26 protein-coding genes are annotated in these 22,755 nt (G+C 73.6%); 15 read left to right on the plus strand and 11 right to left on the minus strand.

The features are described from left to right. Nucleotides 1-31 precede the first annotated feature (31 nt). From NFS20_RS07180 to NFS20_RS07205, 6 genes are all read left to right on the plus strand, one after another. Entirely contained in the window at nt 32-1,369 is a 1,338-nt protein-coding gene (locus tag NFS20_RS07180) for a M12 family metallopeptidase (RefSeq protein WP_251151042.1), read from the plus strand. A gap of 12 nt (nt 1,370-1,381) precedes the next feature. Continuing rightward, nucleotides 1,382-2,356 (plus strand): MvdC/MvdD family ATP grasp protein, encoded by a 975-nt coding sequence (locus NFS20_RS07185; protein WP_251151043.1) that lies wholly within the window; start codon nt 1,382-1,384, stop codon nt 2,354-2,356. Further along, complete coding sequence (locus NFS20_RS07190) at nt 2,353-2,691, plus strand: hypothetical protein (RefSeq protein WP_251151044.1); 339 nt, start codon at nt 2,353-2,355, stop codon at nt 2,689-2,691. The genes NFS20_RS07185 and NFS20_RS07190 overlap by 4 nt, the downstream gene beginning before the upstream one ends. A 108-nt stretch (nt 2,692-2,799) precedes the next feature. Further along, complete coding sequence (locus NFS20_RS07195) at nt 2,800-3,378, plus strand: DUF2238 domain-containing protein (protein WP_251151045.1); 579 nt, start codon at nt 2,800-2,802, stop codon at nt 3,376-3,378. Then, a complete protein-coding gene (locus NFS20_RS07200; protein WP_251151046.1) occupies nt 3,375-4,145 on the plus strand; it encodes a glycosyltransferase family A protein in 771 nt (256 codons plus the stop codon). The genes NFS20_RS07195 and NFS20_RS07200 overlap by 4 nt, the downstream gene beginning before the upstream one ends. Nucleotides 4,146-4,181: 36 nt before the next feature. Further along, nucleotides 4,182-5,375, plus strand: a complete 1,194-nt coding sequence (locus NFS20_RS07205; protein ID WP_251151047.1) for an NAD(P)/FAD-dependent oxidoreductase — start codon at nt 4,182-4,184, stop codon at nt 5,373-5,375. Here NFS20_RS07205 and NFS20_RS07210 read toward each other — a convergent pair. Beyond that, entirely contained in the window at nt 5,339-5,965 is a 627-nt protein-coding gene (locus NFS20_RS07210; RefSeq protein WP_251151048.1) for a DUF4334 domain-containing protein, read from the minus strand. The two genes, NFS20_RS07205 and NFS20_RS07210, sit on opposite strands and share 37 nt — an antisense overlap. A gap of 114 nt (nt 5,966-6,079) precedes the next feature. On the opposite strand from NFS20_RS07210, the gene NFS20_RS07215 reads away from it, so the two are divergent. Beyond that, complete coding sequence (locus NFS20_RS07215; protein WP_251151049.1) at nt 6,080-6,928, plus strand: alpha/beta fold hydrolase; 849 nt, start codon at nt 6,080-6,082, stop codon at nt 6,926-6,928. Here NFS20_RS07215 and NFS20_RS07220 read toward each other — a convergent pair. After that, entirely contained in the window at nt 6,895-8,376 is a 1,482-nt protein-coding gene (locus NFS20_RS07220) for an MFS transporter (protein WP_251151050.1), read from the minus strand. The genes NFS20_RS07215 and NFS20_RS07220 overlap by 34 nt on opposite strands. 124 nt (nt 8,377-8,500) lie before the next feature. Here NFS20_RS07220 and NFS20_RS07225 point away from each other — a divergent pair, with 124 nt between their 5' ends. Both NFS20_RS07225 and NFS20_RS07230 read left to right on the plus strand, forming a co-directional pair. Beyond that, a complete protein-coding gene (locus tag NFS20_RS07225; RefSeq protein WP_251151051.1) occupies nt 8,501-8,965 on the plus strand; it encodes a winged helix-turn-helix transcriptional regulator in 465 nt (154 codons plus the stop codon). 40 nt (nt 8,966-9,005) lie between these two features. Next, nucleotides 9,006-9,371: a nuclear transport factor 2 family protein gene (locus tag NFS20_RS07230; RefSeq protein ID WP_251151052.1), complete on the plus strand. Its 366-nt coding sequence runs from the start codon at nt 9,006-9,008 to the stop codon at nt 9,369-9,371. 188 nt (nt 9,372-9,559) lie between these two features. Here the strand turns inward: NFS20_RS07230 and NFS20_RS07235 are convergent, their stop codons facing one another. From NFS20_RS07235 to NFS20_RS07250, 4 genes are all read right to left on the minus strand, one after another. Continuing rightward, on the minus strand, nt 9,560-10,363 hold the full coding sequence (locus tag NFS20_RS07235; RefSeq protein WP_251151053.1) for an alpha/beta fold hydrolase: 804 nt from the start codon (nt 10,361-10,363) through the stop codon (nt 9,560-9,562). 203 nt (nt 10,364-10,566) lie between these two features. Beyond that, nucleotides 10,567-11,484, minus strand: a complete 918-nt coding sequence (locus NFS20_RS07240; protein WP_251151054.1) for a phosphotransferase family protein — start codon at nt 11,482-11,484, stop codon at nt 10,567-10,569. A gap of 4 nt (nt 11,485-11,488) precedes the next feature. Continuing rightward, nucleotides 11,489-12,058, minus strand: a complete 570-nt coding sequence (locus NFS20_RS07245) for a GNAT family N-acetyltransferase (RefSeq protein WP_251151055.1) — start codon at nt 12,056-12,058, stop codon at nt 11,489-11,491. Beyond that, nucleotides 12,055-12,669 carry a hypothetical protein gene (locus tag NFS20_RS07250; protein ID WP_251151056.1) on the minus strand — a complete coding sequence of 205 codons (615 nt, stop codon included), beginning with the start codon at nt 12,667-12,669 and terminating at the stop codon, nt 12,055-12,057. The genes NFS20_RS07245 and NFS20_RS07250 overlap by 4 nt, the downstream gene beginning before the upstream one ends. A 186-nt stretch (nt 12,670-12,855) precedes the next feature. Here NFS20_RS07250 and NFS20_RS07255 point away from each other — a divergent pair, with 186 nt between their 5' ends. Both NFS20_RS07255 and NFS20_RS07260 read left to right on the plus strand, forming a co-directional pair. Further along, on the plus strand, nt 12,856-13,146 hold the full coding sequence (locus NFS20_RS07255; RefSeq protein WP_251151057.1) for a hypothetical protein: 291 nt from the start codon (nt 12,856-12,858) through the stop codon (nt 13,144-13,146). A 140-nt stretch (nt 13,147-13,286) separates the two neighbouring features. Beyond that, nucleotides 13,287-14,735 (plus strand): DUF1254 domain-containing protein, encoded by a 1,449-nt coding sequence (locus tag NFS20_RS07260; protein ID WP_251151058.1) that lies wholly within the window; start codon nt 13,287-13,289, stop codon nt 14,733-14,735. A 12-nt stretch (nt 14,736-14,747) separates the two neighbouring features. On the opposite strand, the gene NFS20_RS07265 is transcribed toward NFS20_RS07260, so the two are convergent. Continuing rightward, nucleotides 14,748-15,965 (minus strand): AI-2E family transporter, encoded by a 1,218-nt coding sequence (locus tag NFS20_RS07265; protein WP_251151059.1) that lies wholly within the window; start codon nt 15,963-15,965, stop codon nt 14,748-14,750. Between the two features lie 63 nt (nt 15,966-16,028). Further along, entirely contained in the window at nt 16,029-17,042 is a 1,014-nt protein-coding gene (locus NFS20_RS07270; protein ID WP_251151060.1) for a hypothetical protein, read from the minus strand. Nucleotides 17,043-17,149: 107 nt separating this feature from the next. On the opposite strand from NFS20_RS07270, the gene NFS20_RS07275 reads away from it, so the two are divergent. Both NFS20_RS07275 and NFS20_RS07280 read left to right on the plus strand, forming a co-directional pair. Continuing rightward, nucleotides 17,150-17,527 (plus strand): VOC family protein, encoded by a 378-nt coding sequence (locus NFS20_RS07275; protein ID WP_251151061.1) that lies wholly within the window; start codon nt 17,150-17,152, stop codon nt 17,525-17,527. Nucleotides 17,528-18,016: 489 nt separating this feature from the next. Next, a complete protein-coding gene (locus NFS20_RS07280; RefSeq protein WP_251151062.1) occupies nt 18,017-18,823 on the plus strand; it encodes a helix-turn-helix transcriptional regulator in 807 nt (268 codons plus the stop codon). A gap of 4 nt (nt 18,824-18,827) precedes the next feature. On the opposite strand, the gene NFS20_RS07285 is transcribed toward NFS20_RS07280, so the two are convergent. The 3 genes from NFS20_RS07285 to NFS20_RS07295 form a co-directional block, all read right to left on the minus strand. Continuing rightward, entirely contained in the window at nt 18,828-19,496 is a 669-nt protein-coding gene (locus NFS20_RS07285) for a hypothetical protein (RefSeq protein ID WP_251151063.1), read from the minus strand. A gap of 69 nt (nt 19,497-19,565) precedes the next feature. After that, nucleotides 19,566-20,138, minus strand: a complete 573-nt coding sequence (locus tag NFS20_RS07290) for a dihydrofolate reductase family protein (protein ID WP_251151064.1) — start codon at nt 20,136-20,138, stop codon at nt 19,566-19,568. Between the two features lie 64 nt (nt 20,139-20,202). After that, a complete protein-coding gene (locus tag NFS20_RS07295; RefSeq protein ID WP_251151065.1) occupies nt 20,203-21,075 on the minus strand; it encodes a helix-turn-helix transcriptional regulator in 873 nt (290 codons plus the stop codon). 101 nt (nt 21,076-21,176) lie between these two features. Between NFS20_RS07295 and NFS20_RS07300 the strand changes: the two genes are divergently transcribed. Next, nucleotides 21,177-21,941, plus strand: a complete 765-nt coding sequence (locus tag NFS20_RS07300) for an SDR family oxidoreductase (RefSeq protein WP_251151066.1) — start codon at nt 21,177-21,179, stop codon at nt 21,939-21,941. 84 nt (nt 21,942-22,025) lie between these two features. Continuing rightward, on the plus strand, nt 22,026-22,748 hold the full coding sequence (locus NFS20_RS07305; protein ID WP_251151067.1) for a DUF2306 domain-containing protein: 723 nt from the start codon (nt 22,026-22,028) through the stop codon (nt 22,746-22,748). Nucleotides 22,749-22,755 lie beyond the last annotated feature (7 nt).

Consider the following 22,755-nt stretch of genomic DNA (forward strand, 5'->3'; position numbering starts at 1 on the left):
TCGGCGCGGTTCTCCGGAGAAGGAGACGGTCATGGTCGAGAAGAAGGCTCCGGCAGGCGGACGGTCCGGCGGCGCGAAGAGCCGGCGCACGACGGCGGGCAGATCGCCGGGCGTCGGGGAGCACCTGTCCTGCGAGCAGGCGGCCGGACCGGTCGGCGGTACCGCGCTCATCGACGGCTACGGCTTCGCGTCGATGCCGGTGGTGTGGGCCGAGGTCGACGGGCTCGCGGTCGTCGAGGGCGACATCGTCATCGGCACCGTCGAGGAGGCGAGGGCGCGGGACATCGCGACGCTGACGTCGGACGAGGACACCGACGTCGCGCACGCCGTGGGGATCAGCGGGGCCCAGTTCCGCTGGCCGAACGGCGTCGTCCCGTTCGAGATCGACGGCGCGCTCACCAACCCGTCGCGCGTGCACAACGCGATCGCGCACTGGCACGCCAAGACCCCGCTGCGTCTCGTCCCGCGCAACGGCGAGGGCGACTTCGTCCGGTTCGTGGGCGGTGGCGGCTGCAGCTCGGCCGTCGGGCGCCGCGGCGGGCGGCAGGACATCACGCTCGGCCCCGGCTGCACGGTGGGCAACACGATCCACGAGATCGCGCACGCCGTGGGCCTGTGGCACGAGCAGTCGCGCGAGGACCGCGACGCGTTCGTCCAGATCAACTTCGCGAACATCGAGGACGGCAAGGCGCACAACTTCAATCAGCACATCAGCGACGGCGACGACCTCGGCGGCTACGACTTCGGCTCGATCATGCACTACCCGACGACGGCCTTCTCCAAGAACGGTCAGCCGACGATCGTGCCCCTCGCCACCGTCCCGGCGGGGACCGTCATCGGGCAGCGCACGTCGCTCTCGGCGGGCGACCTCGCGGGCCTCAAGGTCATGTACCCCGGGCTGTCGTGGCCCAAGCCGGTCTTCAAGGACGTCATCAAGGAGCCGATCGGCGACGTCGGCGAGATCGCGACGATCAAGGAACCGCTCAAGGACGTCAAGGAGCCGTTCAAGGAGATCGTCAAGGAGCCGCGCGACGAGGTGGTCAAGCCGCTGCGCGACGTGCTCAAGCCGGTGCGCGACCCCGGCCCGACGATCCGTGAGGTGGTCGAGCCGATCCGCCCCGAGCTCCCGGTCGTCAACCCGGCGCTCGGCAGGTCGCTCCCGTTCGTGCTCGGCCGCGACAGCGACTTCGTGAGCCGCTACCAGGCGGCGGTCGCGCAGCAGTCGGGCGTGGCGCAGGACGCGGGCGCGGGCACGACGTCGGCCGCCGACCTCGCGGTCGTGCTCGCCGAGGTCGTCACGGCGCTCGACGCCGTCCGCGCCTCGGTCGCGGCCCTGGCCGAGCAGGCCGCGGCCGAGGCCGGGCTCTGAGGGGCACGGACGATGATCCTCGTCGTCAGCTTCCCCGACGACGACCACACGGCCGTCGTGGTCGAGCGCCTGCGGGCGCTCGGCCACGAGGTCGTCGTGCTCGACACGTCGACCCTGGGAACCACGGGCTCGCTCGAGCTCGCGTACGGGACCGGCGCACCCGCCGCGATGCGGCTCGTCGCCGCGGACGGTGAGGGCGACCGGCGCGAGCACGACCTGCGGGAGGCGACGACGGGCTGGTGGCGGCGTCTGCGCGGCACGCCGCCGGACCCGTCGATCACCGACCCGGCGGCCGCGGGCTTCGCGAGCAGCGAACTCGCCGAGGTGTTCGAGGGCGTCGTCGCGTCGCTGCCGCTCCGCTGGGTCAACGACCCGCGGTCCGACGCCGACGCGCACCACAAGCCGTGGCAGTGGGCCGTCGCCGCGGACCTCGGTCTCGCGCTCCCGCGCACGGTCGTCACGCGCGACCCGGCGCAGGCGCACGAGTTCGTGGCCGCCATGGGACCGGGCCGCGTCGTGACCAAGGCGTTCATCGCGCGTCTCGACGCGTGGCGCGAGACGCACGTGCTGGACGCCGAGGACGTCGAGCGGCTCGACCAGGTGCGGTTCGCCCCGACGATCCTCCAGGAGTACGTCCCGGGCGTGGACCTGCGCGTCACGATGGTCGACGGCGAGGCGTTCACCACCGAGATCGACGCGACGGCGACGAGCCTGCCGAGCGACATGCGCATGGTGCTCGACGAGGCGACGGTCCGGCCCGCCACGCTGCCCGCCGCCGTGCTCGCGCAGGTGCGGGCGCTCATGGACCGGCTCGGGCTGGTCTACGGGGCGGTCGACCTGCGGCGGACGCCCTCGGGCGAGCACGTGTTCTTCGAGGTCAACCCCGCCGGGCTCTGGCTGTTCTGCGAGCACCTGACAGGACTGCCGATCACGGACGCCGTCGTCGAGGCGCTCGCGTCCCGGGACCGTGTCAGAGTGGTCGCATGACCACCCTGTTCGGCACGGTCGCGCTCCCCGGCGACTCCCCCGCCGGCGCCGCGACCGTCCGCGTCTCCGTCGAGGACACCACGCTCCAGGACGTCGCGGCGGTGCGCCTCGCCGAGGCGGTGCTGCCCGGCGTCGACCTCTCCCCCGGCGGTCGGCTGCCGTTCGCGATCGACGTCGACACCGTGCCGCCGGGCGCCACGGTGCGCGTGCACGTCGACCTGGCGGGCGACGGCGACGTCGCGAGCGGCGACCTGCTGACCGTCCAGGCGGTTCCCGTGGACGTGCTCGGACCGTCGTGGGACGCGGCCGGCGAGGTCCCGGTCCGCACGGTCTGACCGTGCCCGGCCGGTCGGGACCGGCACGCCGTCCGAGGTCCTGCGAGCACACGGGTGATATGTGACGCTGTCACACCACACCGTCCCCCCGTCCGCGAAGAGGTCTGCATGTCGCGCACCGCCACCGACCGCCGGGCCTTCACCCCGGCGGACGTCGTGCGCGTCGCGGCCCTCGTGAGCCTCGTGGTGGGCACGCTCACGCTCGGTGGCATCGCGGGAGCGCTGTTCCTCCTCGTGCTCGGCGGCGTCTCGGTGCCGCGTGCGCTCGACCTGCCCGCTCCGCTCGACGTCGCGTACGGGGCGTCCTTGATCTTCGCGGCGTGGGCGTCCCAGCTCGAGTGGTACGACGCCGTGGACTGGCTCGATCTCGCCGTGCACCTGGTCTGCACGGGACTCATCGCGGCCGTCGCGTACCTCGCGCTGGTCCGCTGGGAGCTGCTGCCGGGCACCGTGGCCACGCCCCCGGCGCGCGCGTCCGCGGGCGTCGTCGTGGTGACGGCGGGGCTCGGCGCGATCGCGGCGATCCTCTGGGAGGTCGGCGAGTGGGCCGGCCACACCTACCTCGACGAGGGCATCGGCGTCGGGTACGACGACACGGTGACGGACCTCGCCGCGGGGCTCCTCGGTGCGCTGATCGCCGGTCTGGTCCTCGCCCGTCGCGAGCGCCGGCCCGAGGTGCGGTCGTGACGCCCGCCGGCGTGCCGACGGTCTCGGTGGTCGTGCCGGTGCGCGACGACGCCGCGGCGCTCGACCACCTCCTGTCCCTCCTCGCGCGCCAGACGGTCGCGCCGCTCGAGGTCGTGGTCGTCGACAACGCCTCGTCGGACGACTCGGCCGCCGTCGCGCACCGGTGGGGCGCGGTCGTCGTGCACGAGCCGCGCGTCGGCATCCCGGCCGCCGCCGCGGCCGGCTACGACACCGCCAAGGGCGACGTCATCGGTCGCCTCGACGCGGACTCGCGGCCCGACGCGCGCTGGGTGCAGACCGTCGTCGAGCGCATGGCCGCCGACCCGACGCTCGACGCGATGACCGGGACCGGACGCTTCCACGACCTCCCCGTCGGCGTGCGGACCGTCGCGTCGGTCGGCTATCTCGGCGCCTACTACCTCTTCACCCACCTCGCGCTCGGGCACACCACGCTCTGGGGCTCGTGCATGGCCGTGCGCGGCAGCACGTGGGAGGAGGTCCGCGAGCGCGTCGTCCGGGAGGACGCCGAGGTGCACGACGACCTCGACCTCGCGTTCCGGCTCGGCCCGCGCCGTCGGACGCGTCTCGTGCGGTCCTGGCGGGTGGGCGTCTCCGCGAGGTCGCTGCGCGGTCGGGGCCAGCGCCGCCGCCGGATGGACCGCGCGTGGAACACCCTGCGGCTCAACTGGGAGGTGTCGCCGCCGTGGGAGCGCTGGCGCGACCGGTGGGCACCGCGCCCAGCGGCGAGCGGGCGAGACCGCTCCTAGCGTGGGTCTCCCTGCCACCCACCGGAACGGTCCCCCATGAGCTCACCCCGCGCGCACGACGTGCTCGTCCTCGGCGGCGGCAACGCCGGCCTGTCCCTCGCCGGTCGCGTGCGGCGCGACGGCTGCCCTGACGTCGCGGTCGTCGAGCCGAAGGACGTGCACCGGTACCGGCCCCTGCTCTCGTACGTCGCGTCCGGCATGGCGACGCTCGACGACCTCAGCCGGCCGCAGGACGACGTCGTGCCCAACGGCGTGCGGCGGTACCCGAGTCCGGTCGTGTCCGTCGACGCCGAGCGCTCCGTCGTGCGCCTCGCCGACGGGACCGAGCTCGGGTACGGCGACCTCGCGGTGTGCCCGGGGTCGGAGGTCGACTGGGACGCGGTGCCCGGCTCCGAGGAGGCCGTGGGGACGCCGTCCGCGTCGACGAGCTACCTGCCGGAGCTCGCGGCGAAGACCTGGGACATGCTCTCCGCGCTGACCTCCGGGCGCGCGCTCTTCGCGATCGCGTCGCGGCACGTGCCGTGCTTCCCCGTGGGGCTCAAGCCGCTGTTCGTCGCCGCCGACCACTGGCGGCGCACGGGCGTGCTCGACGCGATCGACGTCGAGCTCGTCGTCGAGTCACCGCGGCTCGTCGACGACCCGCGTGCCGAGCGCGAGCTGCTCGCCGCCGCCCAGGACTACGGCGTGCGGATCCGGACGAGCACGACCGTCGAGTCCGTCGACGCCACCGACCGCACCGCGCGCCTGCGCACGCCCCACGGCGTGGACACGACCCACTACGACGTCCTCTACCTCGCGCCACCGCACCGGGCGCCGGGCTGGATCGCCGAGAGCGGGCTCGCGACCGCGGCGAGCGACGGCTTCGTCGACGTCGACCCGGCCACGCTGCAGCACCGCAGCTACCCGCGCGTCTGGGGGCTCGGCGACGCCGCCGCGGTCGACGCGATGCCGTCGGGCGGTGCCCTGCGACGCCAGGTCCCGGTGGTGGCCCGCAACATCCAGGCGCGCCGCAAGGGCACCTCGATGAGCCGCTACGACGGCTACTCCGTCGCGCCCGTGACGACGTCGCGCAGCGAGCTGCTGCTCGCCGAGTTCGACCGCGAGCGCCGACCGGAGCCGACGACCCGGCTCGTCGACCTCGCCCGACCGCGCCGCAGCCTCCTGCTGTTCGACCGGTACCTGCAGCCACCGATCTACTGGCGCCGGCTGCTCCAGGGCAAGGTCTCCTGACGTCGCGCGCCGACCCGGCGCAGGACGAAGAAGAAGGGCCGCGCCAGGCCGCGCGCGTCCATGAGGCCGAGCAGGGTGTCGTCGTCGACGGCGCGCAGCACGTCGTGGACAGGCAGCGCGTCGTAGACCATCGTCGTCGTGACGACGCCGCGGTGCTCCACGCGGCGCAGGCGCGCCCGCGGCCGACGGGTCCGCACGAGCGGCAGCACCGTCCGGACGGCGCGCGCGACGGGTGGACGGCGCAGGAGGCCGGCGCACCGCAGGACGAGCGGCAGCGGCGCGTACGCCGGGTCGACGTCGATCACGCCTTCGCGGCGGTGCGCGAAGAGCAGCGGGTGCGCGGCGTCCGGGCCGTCGAACCGCTTGCCGTACCACCCGAGCGCCTCCAGGAGGCCGTCGAGCGGGTGACCGGTCGGGATGCCGGACCCGTGCCACGTGCCGAGCACGTCGTCGACGTCGACCGCAGGCAGCGAGTCGTGGAACGCGAGCGCCGCGGTGGTCGTCGTCCCGCGCTCGAGGTCCGCGAGCGCCGCCCGGCGCTGCGCCGGTACGGGCGTGCCCGTGGACCCACCTTGCTCCGCTGCCTCCACCCGTGCATCCTCACCGACCGCCGCCCGCCCCGCGCGACGGCGGGCCGGGGTGCTCCGCCGGCCGGGACGACGGGAGCGATTGCCCGTGCCGCGGGGCGCACGCACGCTGGAGCGATGACGTCGCCCCGACTGGCCGCGCTGCGCCGTGGTCGGCTCACGTTCCACGTCCACGACTCCGGCCCGGAGGACGGCGAGCCGGTGGTGCTCCTGCACGGGTTCCCCGAGGACTCGTCGAGCTGGGACCGCGTCGCGCCGCTCCTGCACGACGCCGGGCTGCGCACCGTCGCGCTCGACCAGCGGGGCTACTCCCCCGGCGCGCGACCGCGCGAGCGCGCGGCCTACCGGCTGGACTTCCTCGTCGCCGACGTGCTCGCGGTGCTCGACGCGACCGGTCCCGCCCACGTCGTCGGGCACGACTGGGGCGGCAACGTCGCGTGGGCGCTCGGTGCGTGGGCGCCGGAGCGCGTGCGGAGCCTCACCGTGCTGTCCACGCCGCACCCGCGGGCGCTGTCCCGCTCGCTCGTGCGCTCCGACCAGGCTCTGCGCTCGCTGTGCGTGGGCTTCTTCCAGCTCCCCGCGCTGCCCGAGGCGGTGCTCTCCCGGTCGATGCCGTCGCTGCTCGAGCGGTCGGGGCTGCCCGCCGACGACGCCGCGCGCTACGCGGAGCGCCTGAGCCAGCCGGACGCGTTGCGGGCAGCGCTGAACTGGTACCGGGCGCTGCCCCTCGCGCGGCGGAGCGTCGGACCCGTGCGCGTCCCGACGACCTACATGTGGGGTTCGCAGGACGGCGCGCTCGGTCGGCACGCCGCCGAGGGCACGGAGGCGGACGTGCTCGCGAGCTACCGGTTCGTCGAGCTCGACTCCGGTCACTGGCTGCCCGAGACCGTCCCCACCGAGGTCGCGGACGCGGTGACCACACCGCCGGGCGCTCACCGCACGACGGGCGCCGGCTCGGCGGCCTGACCCGCGCCGTCGGGCGCGGCGGCCGACGCGCGGATCCTCCGGCGTGGTGCCCCCATGACCACCGCGGCGAGCCCGAAGGCCGCGACCGAGACCCAGAGGGCGGCGTGGAAGGCGTCGAGCCCCGCCTCCGCGCCGGTGCGGTCGCCGAGCGCGAGGACGCTGACCGCCGTCGCCGCGGAGATGCCGACGGCGGCGCCGAGCTGGTAGGCCGTGTTGAGCACGCCGCCCGCCACGCCCTGCTCCTCGTCGCCGACGCCCGTGGTCGCGGCGATGGCGAGCGGTCCGTAGACGAGGGCGAACGCCACGCCCAGGAGCACCATCGAGGGCACCATCACGGCGTACGTCCAGTCGAGACCGGACCCGAGGAACCACGCCGCGGCGACGGCCCCGGCCAGGAGTCCCACGACGATCACGCGCGGCACGCCGAACCGGGCGACGAGGCGCGGCGTGAGCGCGGGCGCCAGCACGACGTCGAGCGCCATGAGCAGCATCGCGAGACCGGTCTGCAGCGGCGTCCAGCCGCGCAGCTCCTGCAGGTAGAGCGTGAGGAGCACCTGGAAGCCGTAGAACCCGCTCGCGAAGAGGACGGCCGCGACGTTCGCCCGGACGAGCTCGGTCGAGCGGAAGAGCCGCAAGGGCAGGAGCGGGTGCTCGACCCGGCGTTGCCGCGCGACGAACGCGGCGAGCAGCCCGGCACCGCCGACGAGGGCCGCGAGCGTCCACGGCACGCCCTCGCCCGGGTGCTCGAGGCGCACGATCCCGACGGCGAGCAGCACCATCGCCCCGGTCGCGAGGACGGCGCCGAGGACGTCCAGCGTGCCGCGACCGGGCGTCGGGGTGTCCCGGCGGATCGTCGCGACCGCCAGCGCGAGGAGCACGACGGCGAGCAGGACGGGGGCGAAGAACACCCAGCGCCAGTGGATCGCGGCGAGCAGCCCGCCGACCACGAGCCCGAGCGAGAACCCCGCCGCCCCGGCCGCCCCGTAGACGACGAGCGCCCGGTTGCGACGCGGCCCCTCCGCGAACGACGTCGTGATGAGCGACATGCCGGCGGGCGTGAGGAACCCGGCCGCGATGCCCGTGACGAAGCGGGACACGAGGAGCATCCAGCCGTCGGTCGCGAGGCCGCCCAGCCCGGAGAACAGGAGGAAGACGACGAGCCACAGCACGAACATGCGACGCCGGCCGAAGAGGTCGGCCGCACGGCCGCCCAGCAGCATGAAGCCCCCGTACCCGACGACGTAGGCGGTGACGACGCCGCCGAGCTCCCCCGTGGCCAGGCCGAGGTCCGCGCGGATGCCGGGCAGCGCGACCGACAGCATCGCGATGTCGCTGCCCTCGAGGAAGATCGCGCCGCACAGCACCAGCAGCAGTCCCCAGTCGCGCAGCGCGAAGCGCGCCTCGGGTCCCGTGCCCGTTCGGGTCGTACCGGTCGTCGGCTCGGTCATGACGTCCCCTCTCGTGGCGATCGTGCGCGTGCCGCTCGATGCTTCTCGATACCGTTCGGCACCGCTCGACAGATACCCGGTTACCTCTTGATACCGACCCCATCGTGGGACAGGATCAGGAAGCATGGAAGACGGCACATCCGACGCACCTGGTATCACCACGGATACCGCGCCCGCGCGGCGCTCCCCGACCCGGTGGGAGTCCGACGTCGACGTGTGGCAGTGGGACGCCCGCGAGGACTGCGAGGTCCGCCAGATCCTCGACCGCATCGCCGACAAGTGGTCGCTCCTCGCGATCGCGATGCTCGACCGCCGGGTCATGCGCTTCACCGAGCTCAAGCGCGAGATCGACGGCATCAGCCAGCGCATGCTGTCGCGCACGCTGCGCCAGCTCGAGCGCGACGGCATCGTCGAGCGCACCGTCTACCCCACCGTCCCGCCGCGCGTCGACTACGCGCTCACGGAGATGGGCCGGTCGCTCCACGCGACGACCAAGGCCCTCGTCGTGTGGACCGAGGCGCACCAGGAGCGCATCGCCGCGGCCCGCAGCACCTACGACGAGCGGGAGGCCGAGCTGCGCGACCTCTAGGCGTGTCCCCCGGGCATCTCCCGGTGCGTAGACTCGCGCGATGAGTCTTCTTGCTGCTGAGCACGCTCTCCAAGCCGCCCAGCGTGCCGGCGACGTCGACGCGCTGGACGCGTTGCTGCATCCTCGTTGCGTCGGCGCCGGCCCGGACGGGTCCGTCTTCTCCAAGGAGGACGACCTGGAGAGCTACCGCTCAGGCGTGCTGCAGGTCACCCGCCTCGAGGAGGAGTCGCTCGACGTCCAGGAGGACGGCTCGAGCGGAGTCACGAGGCTGGTCGCCGCCGTGGACGCGATCCAGGCCGGCACCGCGGTCTCCGCGCGGTTGGTGTACACGCGCCTCTGGGTGCGTGCCGATGCGGGCTGGCTGGTTCTGGCAGCCACGCTCGTCCCAGCCGCTGAACCGGCCTGACGCGGCTCGCGTCGGACGATGGCAGGGCGTCGACGAGCATCTCGGTACGGACCGACCTCGGCTCGACGGGCGTCGTGGAGATGCCGTAGGGCGCGTCGTCGAGCTGCCGCGACCGCATCCCACGCAGGAGGTCGACGCTCCACCGTGCGCTCGCCGACCACCAGCCGATCGCGCCCCCGACCGACGCGTCAGCCGGCGAAGAAGGAGCTGAGGACGGGGGCGAGGACGGCCGGGTCAGCCACGTGCCCCTCGACCCCGAAGGTCTCCCGCCGGGCGTTGGTCAGCACGGCTGCGGCAGCGTCGGCTGCCGCACCGAAGAAGTCGGCGGGAAGCCCGGCCATCTGCGCGTCGACCGCGATGCCGGTCGTCAGGAGCACCGGCTGCCGCACCATCGCAAGACGGTCGACGGGCGGCGGGCCGTCACCGAGACATGCCGCGTCGTAGCGCAGCGTCGGTGCGAGCGCACGCAGCGCGGGCCACACCGGGGAGGCCTCTGCGCCCGCGACGTCCTGCTCGGAGGATCCGGCCAGCTGCATGAACAGCCGGAGCGCCTGATCGCGGTCGCCGGCGTCGAGCACGGCGTCGAGCTCGAGCCTGTACGCCTGCCACGCGGAGACCATCGCATCGCCCACCTGGTACGGCACCTCGTGGACGGCGATCCGGTCGACAGGGAGTCCCGCGGCGGCCGCCTCGAACGCGAGCGCCCCTCCGGTCGACGCTCCGAAGAGGTGCGCTCGCCCTCCGGCGGCGTCGATCACCGCCGCCAGGTCGTCGACCTCCCGCTCCACGGCGTAGGGCTGTCCGTCGTCGCTGTCGCCGCGACCACGGCGCCGGTAGTTCACGACGGCGAAGCTGCTGGCCAGGTGATCGCCAAGGGCGCGGTTCTCCGTGCCGTCGTCCAGGCCGCCACCGATGAGCACCAGCGCGGGCCCCTCGTCGCCGAGCCGGTCGTACCCGATCGACGTGCCGTCGGCTGAGCACACATGCGGCATCGCAAGCTCCCTGGGTCGGACGGACTCCTCAAGCAGGGTAGACAGCACGACCGAGACCGACCACTCCGGCGTCCCTCCTCATCGGGCCTTGCCGTGGCCCGAACTGATCGCGCAGCAGGTTCCGCCACGAGATCCCGGCCCGGTATCGGTCGGCGATGCCCGCCGTCCGGCTCCGCTCCGAGCCGGGAGACATGCCCTCGACCTCAGCGGCCATGAGGTCGCCTCGACGAGCGCTCGTCGGCCGCGGTTCGGGACGGGCGCGACGTGCCCGGGAAGACGTGCTCGACGGCGCGCCCGGCGTTCGCCAGGTACGCCGCCCTGGCCTTGGGGTCCTCGAGCGCGTACTCGACGTCCTCGAGCCACGTGCAGCGCGCGTGGAACCAGAGGCGGCGCTCGTCGTCGGGGTCGAGCGGACCGTCGAGCCGCTCGGCGACGCGGAACGCCGTCCCCGGCCCGAGGTCGCGCAGGATGCGGCCGGTGTCGCGAGCGGGCTCCGCCCGGGCCGTGTCGGTCCAGTCGATGACGCCGGTCACGCCACCGTGCGCGTCCACGAGGACGTGCTCGGCGCCGAGGTCGTTGTGCTGCGCGACCGTCCGGGTCGCCGTCGGCGGTGGTGACTCGTCGAGGAACGCGGCCACCGCGGCCGCCCACGCCGGCGGCAGGGCCGCCCGGACGGCGTCGAACGACCGCGCGGCGTCCCGGTGCCACTCCTCGGTCGACGGGTGGTCGAGGGGCAGGTCGAGGCGCGGGGCGACGCGCCGCAGCGTCGACAGCACGTCCACGAGGGCGTCCTCGACCCCGCCGCTCGCCCGGCGGGGCCGTCGCAGGAGGGGCTCACCCGCGAGCCGCCGGTAGACGAGGATCCCGAGCTCGGGCTCGTGCGCGACGGGAACCGGGGTGGGCACCGCCGTGGCGCCGGCGAGCGCGTGCAGCAGCGCGACCTCGCGTGCCACCGCGGCCACGTCGTCCGACCGACGCACGATGTGGTCCGCGACGGCGCACGTGGTGTTCTCCGTTCCGCGGGCGACGGTTCGCACCGCGGCATCGACCGGCCACAGCCGGTGCCGCACGCCGATCTCGGCGATCATCGCGTGCTCCTCGGCGTCCTGCTCCCTCGACACCCGCTCATCCTCCCGCGCGCCGCATGAACCAGCAGCGCACGCCGAGCACGTCCGACTCCCCGACGACGTCGTAGCCGAACCGGCGGTAGAAGCCGACGGCCTCCGGCCGGTCCGTCTCGAGGTAGCCGACGGCGCGCGACGCGTCGAGCGAGCGTGCGTGGCGCGCCAGCAGCACGCCGCCGATGCCTCGGCCCCGCAGGTGCCGGTCCACGGACACCGGCCCAAGATGGACGTGCGGCTCGGCCGGATCGTGCCGGGCCCACTCCCCCGTCCAGGCCACCAGGCCTGCGGCGACCCTCGGCCCCTCACGCGCCGCCGCGGCGAGCAGCCGCAGCCGCGTGCCGGACGACGGCCGGCACCTGCCCGGCGGCGCCGACGCCGCGACCCCCACGAGTGTCCCGTCGTGCTCGACGACGTCGACGTGCAGGCGAGGGCTCGCCACGAGGACACGCATCAGCCGGGCGTGCGCGCGGGCGGCGGCGGCCTCCACGGTCCCGTAGACGACCTGGTGCAGGGGGTTGTCGACCATCCCTCGCCCGAGGAGCGCCGCGACGTCGTCGATCATCGCGTTCATCGGCCGGTCGCGAGGGCCGGTCCGCTGAGGAGCCGCGCGCGGTACATCCGCAGGTACGCGACGAACGCCCCCACGGCGGCGAGCACGCTGAACCCCATGCGGGACCGCCAGTGCCACGTCTCGAACTCGCGGGCTACCTGGGCCAGGTACTCGGGCGGGTGCACCGCGAGTCCCTCGACGAACATGATCTCGTTGCGCGGCCAGAAGTAGAGGATGGACGCGACACCCTCGCCGACGGCCATCGCGAGGCTCAGCAGCAGCCACCACCGCGCCTCACGCTGGCGCCAGCACAGCAGCAGCGCCGCGACGACGAGGGTCCACGAGAGGAACCCGAGCGGCGGGAAGACGTCGGACGGGCCGCTCACGGCGAGGAACTCCATCGCCAGCTCGAGCGACGCGGGCGGGTCGCTGAAGATGTTCGGGTAGATCATGAACGTCTCGAGCACCACGGCGCCGAGCAGGATCATGGCGACCCAGGCGTAGGCCAGCGCGACGACCCGGGCGGCCGTCCACCAGCGGCCGTGGGTCCATCCGGTTCTCGTCGGCCTGCCGGCGACGTCCGTCGTCGGTGCGGGCCGGTCCTCTGTCGCGCGGTGTCGGTTCTCTGTCATGGCAGCGACGCTAGGAAGCCGGCCGGTCTGCCGCGTCGGCCCGTTGTCGACGGGTTGGTCGACGTCGCACGACGCCGCGGGTCGCCCGTCGTCGACACGCCGTCTCCACGGGCGGCGACGGCCGACCCGCCCTCACCCGCGAGCAAGAGAGCCCCTATCGAACAGGTGTTCGACTACGATCAGCGGATGGGTACGCGTCGAGGACCGCACGGCGGCAGGCCGTCGGGCATCGAGAACGTGCCGCTGCGCGACAGCGCCGACGAGGCGCCTGCGCTCGCGCGCCGCGACGCCGCGATCGTGCGGCCCGACGAGGGCATCCCGGTCCGCGCCTGGATCACGCAGCGCCAGTCGGGCGAGTCGCACGTCGACGGGGAGGCGATCGCGTGGGCAGGGCGCCAGGTGAACGTCCGGTATGTCGACCGGCACGGACGGGAGGGCTGGGCGTGGCTGTGGGCCGACGCCGTCGAGCGCCGGTGAACGCCGAACCGGTGTCCGGACCCGGCGCGGGTGAAGTGCTCCTGTCCCGGTCGCCCTGGTCCCCCAGCAGCCCTACGGTCGCGGTAGTCGGGCGGGCGTCGACGGGGCGCCGGCCGCACACGCGGACGAAGGGCACTGCGATGACCGAGCGCGCCGAGGACCTGCAGGAGGATCCGCTCGCCGCGGTCCTCGCCGCCGTCAGCACGCCGTCCCCCCTGGACACGCCGCTCGGACGGTTCGAGCTCGTGGACGGGGTCCCGACGCCGGAGTCGGTCGACCGCCTCTACGCGTCGCTCGACCTCGTCCGGGGCATCGAGGCGTACCTCGCCACGATCCCGGGCGCGTCGCTGGTCGCGATGCGGAACGGCTTCCGCAGCCTCGGCCTGGTGCGGTCGCAGCAGATCGGCTACACCGAGCCCCGGGCCGACTCGCACGGCATCTTCCTCACCGCGAACACCGAGACGACGTACGGGACGTTCTTCTTCGACCTCCGCGAGACGGGACCGTTCGTCATCGAACCGCCGAAGCAGTCCTTGTGCGTCGTGGACGACTTCTGGTTCCGGTACGTGGCCGACATGGGCATCGCCGGGCCGGACCGCGGCGAGGGCGGGCGGTACCTGTTCCTCCCGCCGGGCCACGACGGCGACGTCCCGGACGGGTACTTCGTCTACCGCACGCCGACGTTCACCAACTGGGTCGTGCTGCGCGCGCTGGGCGGCGTGCCGGCGATGAAGGAGACGCGCGTCTACCCGCTCGCCGACGCGGCCGAGCCCCCGTCGACGGAGTTCGTGAACATCGCGGGGGCCCGCGTCAACACCGTCCACGCCAACGACGCGTCCTTCTTCGACGAGGTCGCCGAGATCGTCGCGGAGGAGCCGCCGGGCTCGCTCGACCCCGAGCGCGCCGGCCTGCTGCGTGCACTCGGGATCCGGCACGACCGGCCGTTCGCGCCGAGCGAGGAGCTCCGCGCGACGCTCGAGACCGCCGCACGCACGGCCGCGGCGATGAGCCGCGCGCTGGTGTACTCCCCGCGCGACCCCGAGGCGCCGGTCGCTCCCGGGTCGAGCTGGCTCAACGGGTTCCTCGGCGGCTCGTACGAGTTCCTCGCCGACGGCGCGCGCCTGCTCGACGCCCGGACCCAGTTCCACTTCCTCGCGACGGTCGTCACGCCGGCGATGGCGCACGCCCAGGTGGGCGCCGGCTCCGCGTACGCGTACACCGCCCACGACGCGCACGGGAAGGTCCTCGACGGCGCGCGCACGTACCGGCTCGTGCTGCCACCTAACCCGCCGGCGAAGAACTTCTGGGCCGTCGACGTCTACGACACCCAGACCCGGTCGCTCCTGCAGACCGCCGACCCGTACCCGAGCGTCATGAGCCTCACCGGCACGGTCGCGACGGAGGACGACGGGAGCATCGTCCTGTGGTTCGGACCGGAGCCGCCCGCGGGGCGCGAGCAGAACTGGGTCGAGACCGTGCCCGGGAAGTCGTGGTTCCCCCTGCTGCGCCTGTACGGGCCGCTCGAGCCCTGGTTCGAGAAGTCGTGGCTCCCCGGGGACCTGGAGCCGGTCGAGGGCCCCGCCGTCTGACCCGGCCCTCGATCAGCCGGTCTCCACCGTCTCGCGTCGCTTCTGCCGCGCGAAGCGGGCGGGCAGGTCCGGGCCGTCCCACACCTGGATCGCGCGCCAGATCGACGCGGCGATGGGGACGGCCAGCACGGCTCCGGTGAGCCCGGCGAGCACCGTCCCGGCGGTCAGCGCGATGAGGATGACCAGCGGGTGCAGGCGCAGCGTCCGGCCCATGACGACCGGCTGCAGCAGGTCGCCCTCGAGCTGGTTGACCGCGATGACGATCGCCACCACGATGAGCGCCTCGACCGGCCCCACGGCCACGAGCGCGACCAGCGCGCAGAGGACGCCGGCGAGCGTCGCGCCGACGAGCGGGATGAAGGCGAGCAGGAACACGAGCACCGAGAGCGGGAGGACGAGCGGGACGCCGACGATGGCAAGGCCGATCCCGATCGCGACCGCGTCGACGAGCGCGACGATCGCCGTCCCGCGGATGTAGCCGCCGAGCGTGCGGACCGTCGAGTCGCCGATCCGCTGGCCGCGCTCGTACCGCGCGCCCTGGAACGGCCGGAGGAGGAACTCCCAGATCTGCGGGCCGTCCTTGAGGAAGAAGAACAGCACGACGATCATCACGAAGAACCCGGCCACGAAGTCGACCGTCTGGGAGACGCCCGCGAGCGCACCGGCACCCACGGCGTCGGACTGCAGCAGACCGACCACGGAGTCCCGCACCGACTGGAGCTGCTCCTCGGTGATGTCGAACGGCAGGTTCTGGATGTAGACCTGCAGCTCGTCGAAGCCGTCGATCGCCTGGTCACGCAGCTCGGGCCACTGGTCCACGACGGCGACGACGATCAGCCACACGACCCCGGCGAGGACGGCGACGAGAGCGATGAGAGCGATGACCGTCGCGAGGAACGACGGCAGCCCTTTGCGACGCAGGAAGACCACGAGCGGCGAGATCGCCGCGGCGAGCACCAGCGCGATGAGCACCGGGATCACGATGAGCGTCAACCGCGTCACCGCGAAGACGGCGACGGCGACGAGCGCGAGGATCGCCAGCACCTGCAGCGACCGCGTCCCGGCGCGACCGACGCCGTCGGCCCACAGCTGCGACGCGCCCCGCAACGGCGGGACCGGCTCGGGTCGCGCGCTCGCCGGTTCGTCGTCGACGGGCTCCCGGACGACGACCGCCCTGCCCTCCGCGCGCTGATCCTCGCGCTCTCGCGTCCGACGTCTGCCCAGAGCCATGCCGATTCCCTCTCGTCGCACGTGTCGCGGGCAACAGTGCCACGGCCTCGGGTTGTCCGCTGCTCAGAGGCGGCGTGCCGGAAAGCCGGGACCTGTCAGGTCGTCGCCACCCGCGATCGCTGTCGCGGCGTGACGGACGGCATCGTCGAGGGACCGCACCTCTCGCGCCAGATCCCCTTCCTCGGCCCACGCCTCCAGCGCCGCGAGCAGCTCGTACTCGTCGTCGAGCGCGACAAGCAGTCGCAGCGTGGATGCCTCGTCATCCGGAGCCACGTCGCGAAGCCGCCGCCATGCCCACGCGGTGAAGGATCGTGGCTCGGCCGACCCCGTGACGATCCGGCGCGCCTGGCCGTGGAGCTCCGTGCGCAGGAGATGCGCCCGAGTGAGCGCGGGCAGCCCGAGCTCGGTCATGGTCGTCTCGATCAGTGCGTCGACCTCGGGCCAGTGCTCGTCACCGTGCAGCCCCGCGAGCTCACGCAGCGAGAGAGTGTCCACCCCGAGGACGAGCGCATCGGTCGCCGATGCCGTCAGGCGGTCACGGTCACGGTCGATGCCGTGCAGCCACAGCCCCCCGGCGACCACCAGCTCGTCCGTCATCGCCCGAGCGGCGTCCTGGTCGACGCCGACGAGCGGCCACCAGTGCCGGTCGCCGAGGTATTCGCCCGCCTCCGACGACTCGAACCACGTGCCGTCCACCCGTGGGCGCGGGCCGCCGAGGACGCGGTGCACGGCGAAGTGCGCGACCGGCGACGGCCACGCGTACGCGGTTCCGTCTGGCACGGTGTTGCGCACGTAGCCCACCGGCGTCGTCTCGTGGGGCCGCCCGAGCACCGTGCGGACGAGGCCGTCGAGCGCCCCGCCGGCCCCCTGGTCACCGACGGTCTGGGTAGGCAGGTCCCAGCCCGGTCGGCCACCGGTGCGGGGGACGCAGAAGACGCGGCCCGCCTCGTCGCGGATCAGGAGGCGGACGAGGGCCGTCGGCTCCGGCACCGGCTCGTTCTCGTCCAGAAGGACGACGTCGGCGCGGCCACCCGGCGGCAGCCAGTGCGCTCCTGGCAGCGAGCACAGCGTCAGCACGGTCGTCACCGTACCGCGGAGGACGGACAGCCCGTGCGTGGCCCCGCCTCGCTGTCCGCGTCGAATGGGCGTGCACCTGCACGGTGCGACTCCCTAGAGTGCGAGGCATGGCATCTCGCATCAGTGAGCTGGTCCTCGACTGCGCCGACCCCGAGCTGCTCGCGCGGTTCTGGTGCGACGTCCTCGAGTACGTCGAGCTCGACCGGGACGACGACGGCATCGAGATCGGCCCGCCGGACGCCGGGTTCGGCGGCCCGCAGCCCACCCTCATCCTGAGCCGGAGCACCGACCCGCGGCGCGGCAAGCTGCCCCTGCACATCGACGTCAACCCCGTCGACCGCGACCAGGACGCCGAGCTGGAGCGGCTGCTCGCGCTGGGTGCGCGTCCGGCCGACGTCGGCCAGACCGGTGACGAGTCGTGGCACGTGCTGGCCGACCCGGAGGGCAACGAGTTCTGCCTGCTGCGCAAGCGGCTCGACCCGTGACCGGTGCGGATCCCGGCTGTCGCGCGCCGCGCAGGCCGGAGCGGCGATGCGACGTCCTTCCCGTCACCTCATGACGTACGGGCGAGCGGTGCCGATGATCGCCGGCGAGACGGCTCCACCCGTCAGCCGGCCTCCGTCCGCGATGCAGGACGGGGCCGTCCGCAGCACCGCCCCGCCACCCGACGGTGGTGCGTCACCGGCGTACGCCGCCCCGGAGAGGGCCGTCGCCGTCACGAGTACCGAAGCGGCGCACCAGACGGCTGCCTGACGTCGCGCACGTGACCAGATCGCGGAGCTCATCGCTCTTCCCCGTTCCAGGAGTGGCGCCGGAGGGTCCGGCGCGTGTGCTCCCAGCGTCGGGCGCGGTCGACGGCCGGGGCCATACGACGTTCGTCGTATCCGCGGCCGTCGACCACGGTGGGAGTCGTCTCGGCCTTCCCCCGGGGCCCCGACGGTCCTATGGTCGAAGGACCGGACCTGGGAGGTGCGATGTCACGCTCCGCTCCGTCGAGCACCGACATCCTCGTGCTGCGCGACATCCTGGACCTCGCGCAGTCGGCTCGGCACGCGCCGAGCACGACGGTGGTGTCCGAGATCCTCCGCCGTCTCGAGCAGCTGCTCGACAGCGACGGCGTCGCCTTCCACGCGATGGACGCCCGGGACTTCTCGTACCAGCACATGCAGGGCGTGGAGGCCGGTGAGGAGTACGTGCTCGCCCGCGCCGACCTGACGTCCGACGACCTGCAGGACGGTACAGAGGTGCTGCAGGACCACTGGTGGGTGAGCCCGTGCAGCCTCATCGAGCGCACCGGGGGGCCCGTGGCCACCAGCCTCCGATCCTGGTATGGCGAGCGCCGCTGGTCCGAGCATCCCGTGCACCGGGAGTACCTCGACTGTGCCGACGAGCTGATCTTCGGCATTCCGCATGGCGGGGCGAGGTCGCTGCGCATCCTTGCGCCCCGAGAGTCGGGCTCTGCGTTCGGCGAGCGAGAGCTGACGATCTGCCGGCTCCTCCTGCCCCACCTTCGCGACGTCCTCACCGCGGTCGTCGCGCCGGCCGACGCACCGGCACAGGCGCTCACCGATCGGCAGCGGGAGATCCTGCACCTCGTCCAGAACGGTATGTCCAACGACCAGGTCGGCGCGGCGCTCGGCATCTCGTCGACGACGGTCCGCACGCACCTCGAGCACGTCTTCGAACGCCTCGGCGTGGCGAGCCGCACCGCGGCCGTCGCCGCGGCGTTCGGGTCCGCACCCGGCAGCCCTGTCGCACCCCCGAGGGTCGGGGCCGGCTGACCGGTCAGTCGTCGCCGTCGAACAGCCCGCCGTCGAGCAGCCAGTGGTAGCGCAGGCGCAGCGCGCGTTCGGTGCTCGCGAGCAGGGTGGCGACGATGAGCGCGACGTTGACGGCCCCCGAGAGGTGGATCGGGGACGTGAACGTGCCGATGTTCTCCGCGACGGGCGGGATCTGCGAGATCTGCTCCACGATCTGCGGGACGCCGAGCACCAGGGCGACCACGAGCACGGCCCAGGTGACGAACCCGATCGTCCGGCTCACCCCCGGGTGCCGGTGCTCGAGCCGTGCGCGACGGCCCTCGCCCGAGGCCGGGTCCGGCGCGAGCTGTCGTGCGGGGCCGCCGTCGTCCGGGACGTAGTGGCACCGCCTCAGCCCGTAGCCGCTGGTGACCACCTCGACGGTCCCGCCCGTGACCGGGAACTCCGCCGGGAGCTTGGATGTCGCCTGGTGGCGGCCGTCCCGGTAGAGCCGGGCCCGCACCTCGCCGTCGTCGGAGTCGCCCCAGAGCCGGACGTCGACGGACCAGGTCTCGGGTCGCCCGTCCTCGCCGGTGAGCCGGAGATGGAACACCGTGCGCGAGAACAGCTGCCACCACCGGAATCGCGGCAGGGAGTGCCCGTCACCGGGCTTGAGGCGCCGTGCGGCGCGCTGGCGCTTCCAGTTCGAGAACACCCACGGCACCGTAGCAAGCCGCGCCGAGATGTGCCGTTCGTCCCCGCCTCGGGCGCACGGCCGTGCCGGTCAGCGCTCCCTCTCGACCCGGTAGCGCTGGAGGACGACGTTCGACGCGAACGTCCGTGCCTCGACGAGGCGGAGGTCGACGTGGCGCTCGTCCTGCGGGAAGTAGGGGATGCCGCCGCCGACCAGCACCGGGTGGACCATCGCCCGGTACTCGTCGATCAGGTCCAGCGCGGCAGCCTCCGCGGCGAGTGCCGCACCGCCGATCGCGATCTCGCCCTCCCCCGGTTCCGCACGGAGCCGTGCGACCTCCTCGGCCAGGCCACCAGCAGCCAACCGGGTGTTGGTGCCCTCCACAGCAGTCAGCGTGGTGGAGAACACGACCTTCGGGAGCGCCTTCCAGAGCGCGGCCCACGTGCGTTCCGCGTCGCCGAGCGACGGGTCCTCCTCGGCGGTCTCCCAGTACAGCATCGCCTCGTACAGACGACGCCCGAGCAGGTGGGCCCCGACGCCGCGGAGCTCGTCCATGAAGTGCTGGAACACCCCCTCGTCGGGTTCGCTCCAGTCGAACCGTCCGTCAGGGCCGGCGACGAAGCCGTCCGCCGAGACGCCCATCGAGTAGGTCACGTCGCGCATCGCTCATCTCCTTCGATCACGGGTACGACCCCCAGACCTGCGGCGCCGGCAGAACTCGTCGGTCTCACCGACCTGCATGACGCGTCTCCCGTGGCTCGACGGCGAGGTCCTGGGTGCCGAGCACGCCGAGCAGCCGGATCTTCTCGGCCGACTCGGTGCCGGGCGCCGCCGTGAGGACGAGCAGGGCCTGGAGCTGGTCCTCGGTGAGGAGCACCTGGCAGTCGACCTCGATCTCCCCCACCTCCGGGTGCACGATCACCTTGTGGTCGGTGAAGCGCCGGGCGACCTCCTGCCGCGCCCACAGCTCGACGAACTCCGGGCTCGTCCGCTCGAGCACCGTGACGAGGTCGCCCGCGCCCGACGCCGGCCCAAGAGTCCCGAGCGCGGCCCGCAGGCTCGCGACGAGCGCCCTGCCCTGCCGCGACCGGTCGTCCTCCGGGTAGACGGCGCGCGCCGTCTCCGGATGGGCGAACCAGCGGTAGATCTCGCTGCGCTCCCACCCGGTGTACGCGGTGGCGTCGCCGTAGAGGGCGCGTGCGAGGTCGTTCTGCACCAGGGTCCGCCCGAGCGGGTCGAGGATGAGCGCCGGGGTGTCGGAGAGGCGGTCGAGCACGCGCTGGAGCGCCGGGGCGACGTGGCCCATGTCGACCGTGCGGTCCGGGACGCCGTGGCCGGCGACGCGGTAGAGGTAGTCGCGCTCGTCGTCGGTCAGGCGCAGCGCGCGGGCGATCGACGCGAGGATCTGCGTGCTCGGCTGCGGCCCGCGCTGCTGCTCCAGGCGCGTGTAGTAGTCGGTGGACATGAGCGCGAGCTGCGCCACCTCCTCGCGGCGCAGTCCCGGTGCCCGACGCCGCAGCCCAGGTCCCAGCCCGACGTCGCCCGGCTGCAGGGCCTCGCGGTGGCGGCGGAGGAAGTCGGCGAGCGCGGCACGGTCCATGGGTCCCATCGTGGTCGGCGGCCCCGCGCTGTGCCAGGGATCGCCGGTCCCCCGTTCGCCCGTCTCTGCCACGGTCGGCGGGACGCGCCGAGGATCGGGTCATGGACATCACGAACAGCACCGTCTTCATCCCCGGCGCCACGAGCGGCATCGGCCTCGCGCTCGCCGTCGCGCTCCACGGGCAGGGCAGCACCGTCGTGGTCGGCGGACGACGCACCGAGCTGCTCGAGCAGATCGCCGCCGAGCACCCCGGCATCGACTCCGTGCGCATCGACACGACCGACCCCGAGAGCATCGAGTCCGCCGCCAAGGAGGTGCTCGAGCGCCACCCCGACCTCGACACGCTCGTCGCCATGGCCGGCATCATGCGCGTCGAGGACTGGCACCACCCCGAAGGGTTCCTCGCGACGGCCGAGGAGACGTTCACGACGAACGTGCTCGGCCCGGTCCGCCTCGTCGGGGCGTTCGTCGAGCACCTGCAGACCCGTCCGCACGCGACGATCGTCACCGTGTCCTCCGGCCTCGCGTTCGCCCCGCTCCAGGCGACCCCGAGCTACGACGCCTCCAAGGCCGCGATCCACATGCTCAGCGAGGCGCTGCGCCTGCAGCTCGCCGACACGAGCGTCCGCGTGACCGAGCTCGTGCCGCCGTCGGTCGCGACCGACCTCCTGCCGGGTCAGCGCGAGAGCTCGTTCGCCATGCCGCTGGACGAGTTCGTCAACGAGGTGATCGACCTGCTGCGGACCCGGCCGGACGCCCACGAGATCCTCGTCGAGCGCGTGAAGTTCCTCCGACACGGCGAGGCGCGCGGCGACTACGCCGACGTCGTGCGCACCCTCAACGCGGCCGACCCGCACGGACGCTGAGCCGGCGAGAAGACGGGAGCCGGACTCGACGTTCGGCCACATGGCCGAAGCGCCGGCGTGCCCGGTCGATCCACGATCGACCCCATGGACACCGCACACGACGTCGCCCGCACCGCTCCGAGCGCTCCCCGCCGCGCCCGGCGCGGGTCGTCCCGCACGGAATGGCTCGTCGCGGCCGGGCTCATCACCCTCGCCCTCGTCCCGTCGCTCGCTGGCGGCGTGCGCCTCGGCGAGATCGCCTCGGGCGCACCCGAGACGCCCGCCAACGCGCGCTTCCTGCAGGTGCCGCTCCCCGTCGTCCTGCACATCGTCGCCGCGGTGGTCTACGCGGTCGTCGGGGCGTTCCAGCTCCTGCCGGGCCTGCGACGACGCCACCTCGCGTGGCACCGCATCGCCGGGCGCTACGTCCTCGTGCCGGCCGGGCTGGTCGTCGCGGCATCGGGACTATGGATGACGGCGAACTACGACGTGCCCCCGATCGACGACGGGCCGCTCACCGTGTCGCGCTACCTCGTCGGGCTGGCGATGCTCGTGTTCCTCGTGCTCGGGGTGCGGGCGATCCTGCGGCGCGACGTCCTCGCGCACGGGGCCTGGATGATCCGCGCGTACGCCCTGGCGCTGGGCGCGGGCACTCAGGTGCTCACGTCCGCGCCGTTCGTGGTGCTGTTCGGCGAGCCCGACGCCTTCTGGCGCACCGTGCAGATGGACGCCGGGTGGCTGATCAACATCGCGGTCGCCGAGTGGTTCATCGCGCGCCGCCGGGCCACCGCCCGTCGCCGGCCGCGCCGCGCCGTGCCCGCCGCCTGACCGCGGG

Source organism: Cellulosimicrobium sp. Marseille-Q4280 (assembly GCF_943181405.1).
In the GTDB taxonomy this organism is placed as follows: Bacteria; Actinomycetota; Actinomycetes; order Actinomycetales; family Cellulomonadaceae; genus Cellulosimicrobium.

Coding starts and splice junctions, on each gene's coding strand:
- NFS20_RS07180 (WP_251151042.1), top strand. CDS start 32: ATGGTCGAGAAGAAGGCTCCGGCAGGCGGACGGTCCGGCGGCGCGAAG.
- NFS20_RS07185 (WP_251151043.1), top strand. CDS start 1,382: ATGATCCTCGTCGTCAGCTTCCCCGACGACGACCACACGGCCGTCGTG.
- NFS20_RS07190 (WP_251151044.1), top strand. CDS start 2,353: ATGACCACCCTGTTCGGCACGGTCGCGCTCCCCGGCGACTCCCCCGCC.
- NFS20_RS07195 (WP_251151045.1), top strand. CDS start 2,800: ATGTCGCGCACCGCCACCGACCGCCGGGCCTTCACCCCGGCGGACGTC.
- NFS20_RS07205 (WP_251151047.1), top strand. CDS start 4,182: ATGAGCTCACCCCGCGCGCACGACGTGCTCGTCCTCGGCGGCGGCAAC.
- NFS20_RS07215 (WP_251151049.1), top strand. CDS start 6,080: ATGACGTCGCCCCGACTGGCCGCGCTGCGCCGTGGTCGGCTCACGTTC.
- NFS20_RS07220 (WP_251151050.1), bottom strand. CDS start 8,376: ATGACCGAGCCGACGACCGGTACGACCCGAACGGGCACGGGACCCGAG.
- NFS20_RS07225 (WP_251151051.1), top strand. CDS start 8,501: ATGGAAGACGGCACATCCGACGCACCTGGTATCACCACGGATACCGCG.
- NFS20_RS07230 (WP_251151052.1), top strand. CDS start 9,006: ATGAGTCTTCTTGCTGCTGAGCACGCTCTCCAAGCCGCCCAGCGTGCC.
- NFS20_RS07235 (WP_251151053.1), bottom strand. CDS start 10,363: ATGCCGCATGTGTGCTCAGCCGACGGCACGTCGATCGGGTACGACCGG.
- NFS20_RS07245 (WP_251151055.1), bottom strand. CDS start 12,058: ATGAACGCGATGATCGACGACGTCGCGGCGCTCCTCGGGCGAGGGATG.
- NFS20_RS07250 (WP_251151056.1), bottom strand. CDS start 12,669: ATGACAGAGAACCGACACCGCGCGACAGAGGACCGGCCCGCACCGACG.
- NFS20_RS07255 (WP_251151057.1), top strand. CDS start 12,856: ATGGGTACGCGTCGAGGACCGCACGGCGGCAGGCCGTCGGGCATCGAG.
- NFS20_RS07260 (WP_251151058.1), top strand. CDS start 13,287: ATGACCGAGCGCGCCGAGGACCTGCAGGAGGATCCGCTCGCCGCGGTC.
- NFS20_RS07265 (WP_251151059.1), bottom strand. CDS start 15,965: ATGGCTCTGGGCAGACGTCGGACGCGAGAGCGCGAGGATCAGCGCGCG.
- NFS20_RS07275 (WP_251151061.1), top strand. CDS start 17,150: ATGGCATCTCGCATCAGTGAGCTGGTCCTCGACTGCGCCGACCCCGAG.
- NFS20_RS07280 (WP_251151062.1), top strand. CDS start 18,017: ATGTCACGCTCCGCTCCGTCGAGCACCGACATCCTCGTGCTGCGCGAC.
- NFS20_RS07290 (WP_251151064.1), bottom strand. CDS start 20,138: ATGCGCGACGTGACCTACTCGATGGGCGTCTCGGCGGACGGCTTCGTC.
- NFS20_RS07295 (WP_251151065.1), bottom strand. CDS start 21,075: ATGGACCGTGCCGCGCTCGCCGACTTCCTCCGCCGCCACCGCGAGGCC.
- NFS20_RS07300 (WP_251151066.1), top strand. CDS start 21,177: ATGGACATCACGAACAGCACCGTCTTCATCCCCGGCGCCACGAGCGGC.
- NFS20_RS07305 (WP_251151067.1), top strand. CDS start 22,026: ATGGACACCGCACACGACGTCGCCCGCACCGCTCCGAGCGCTCCCCGC.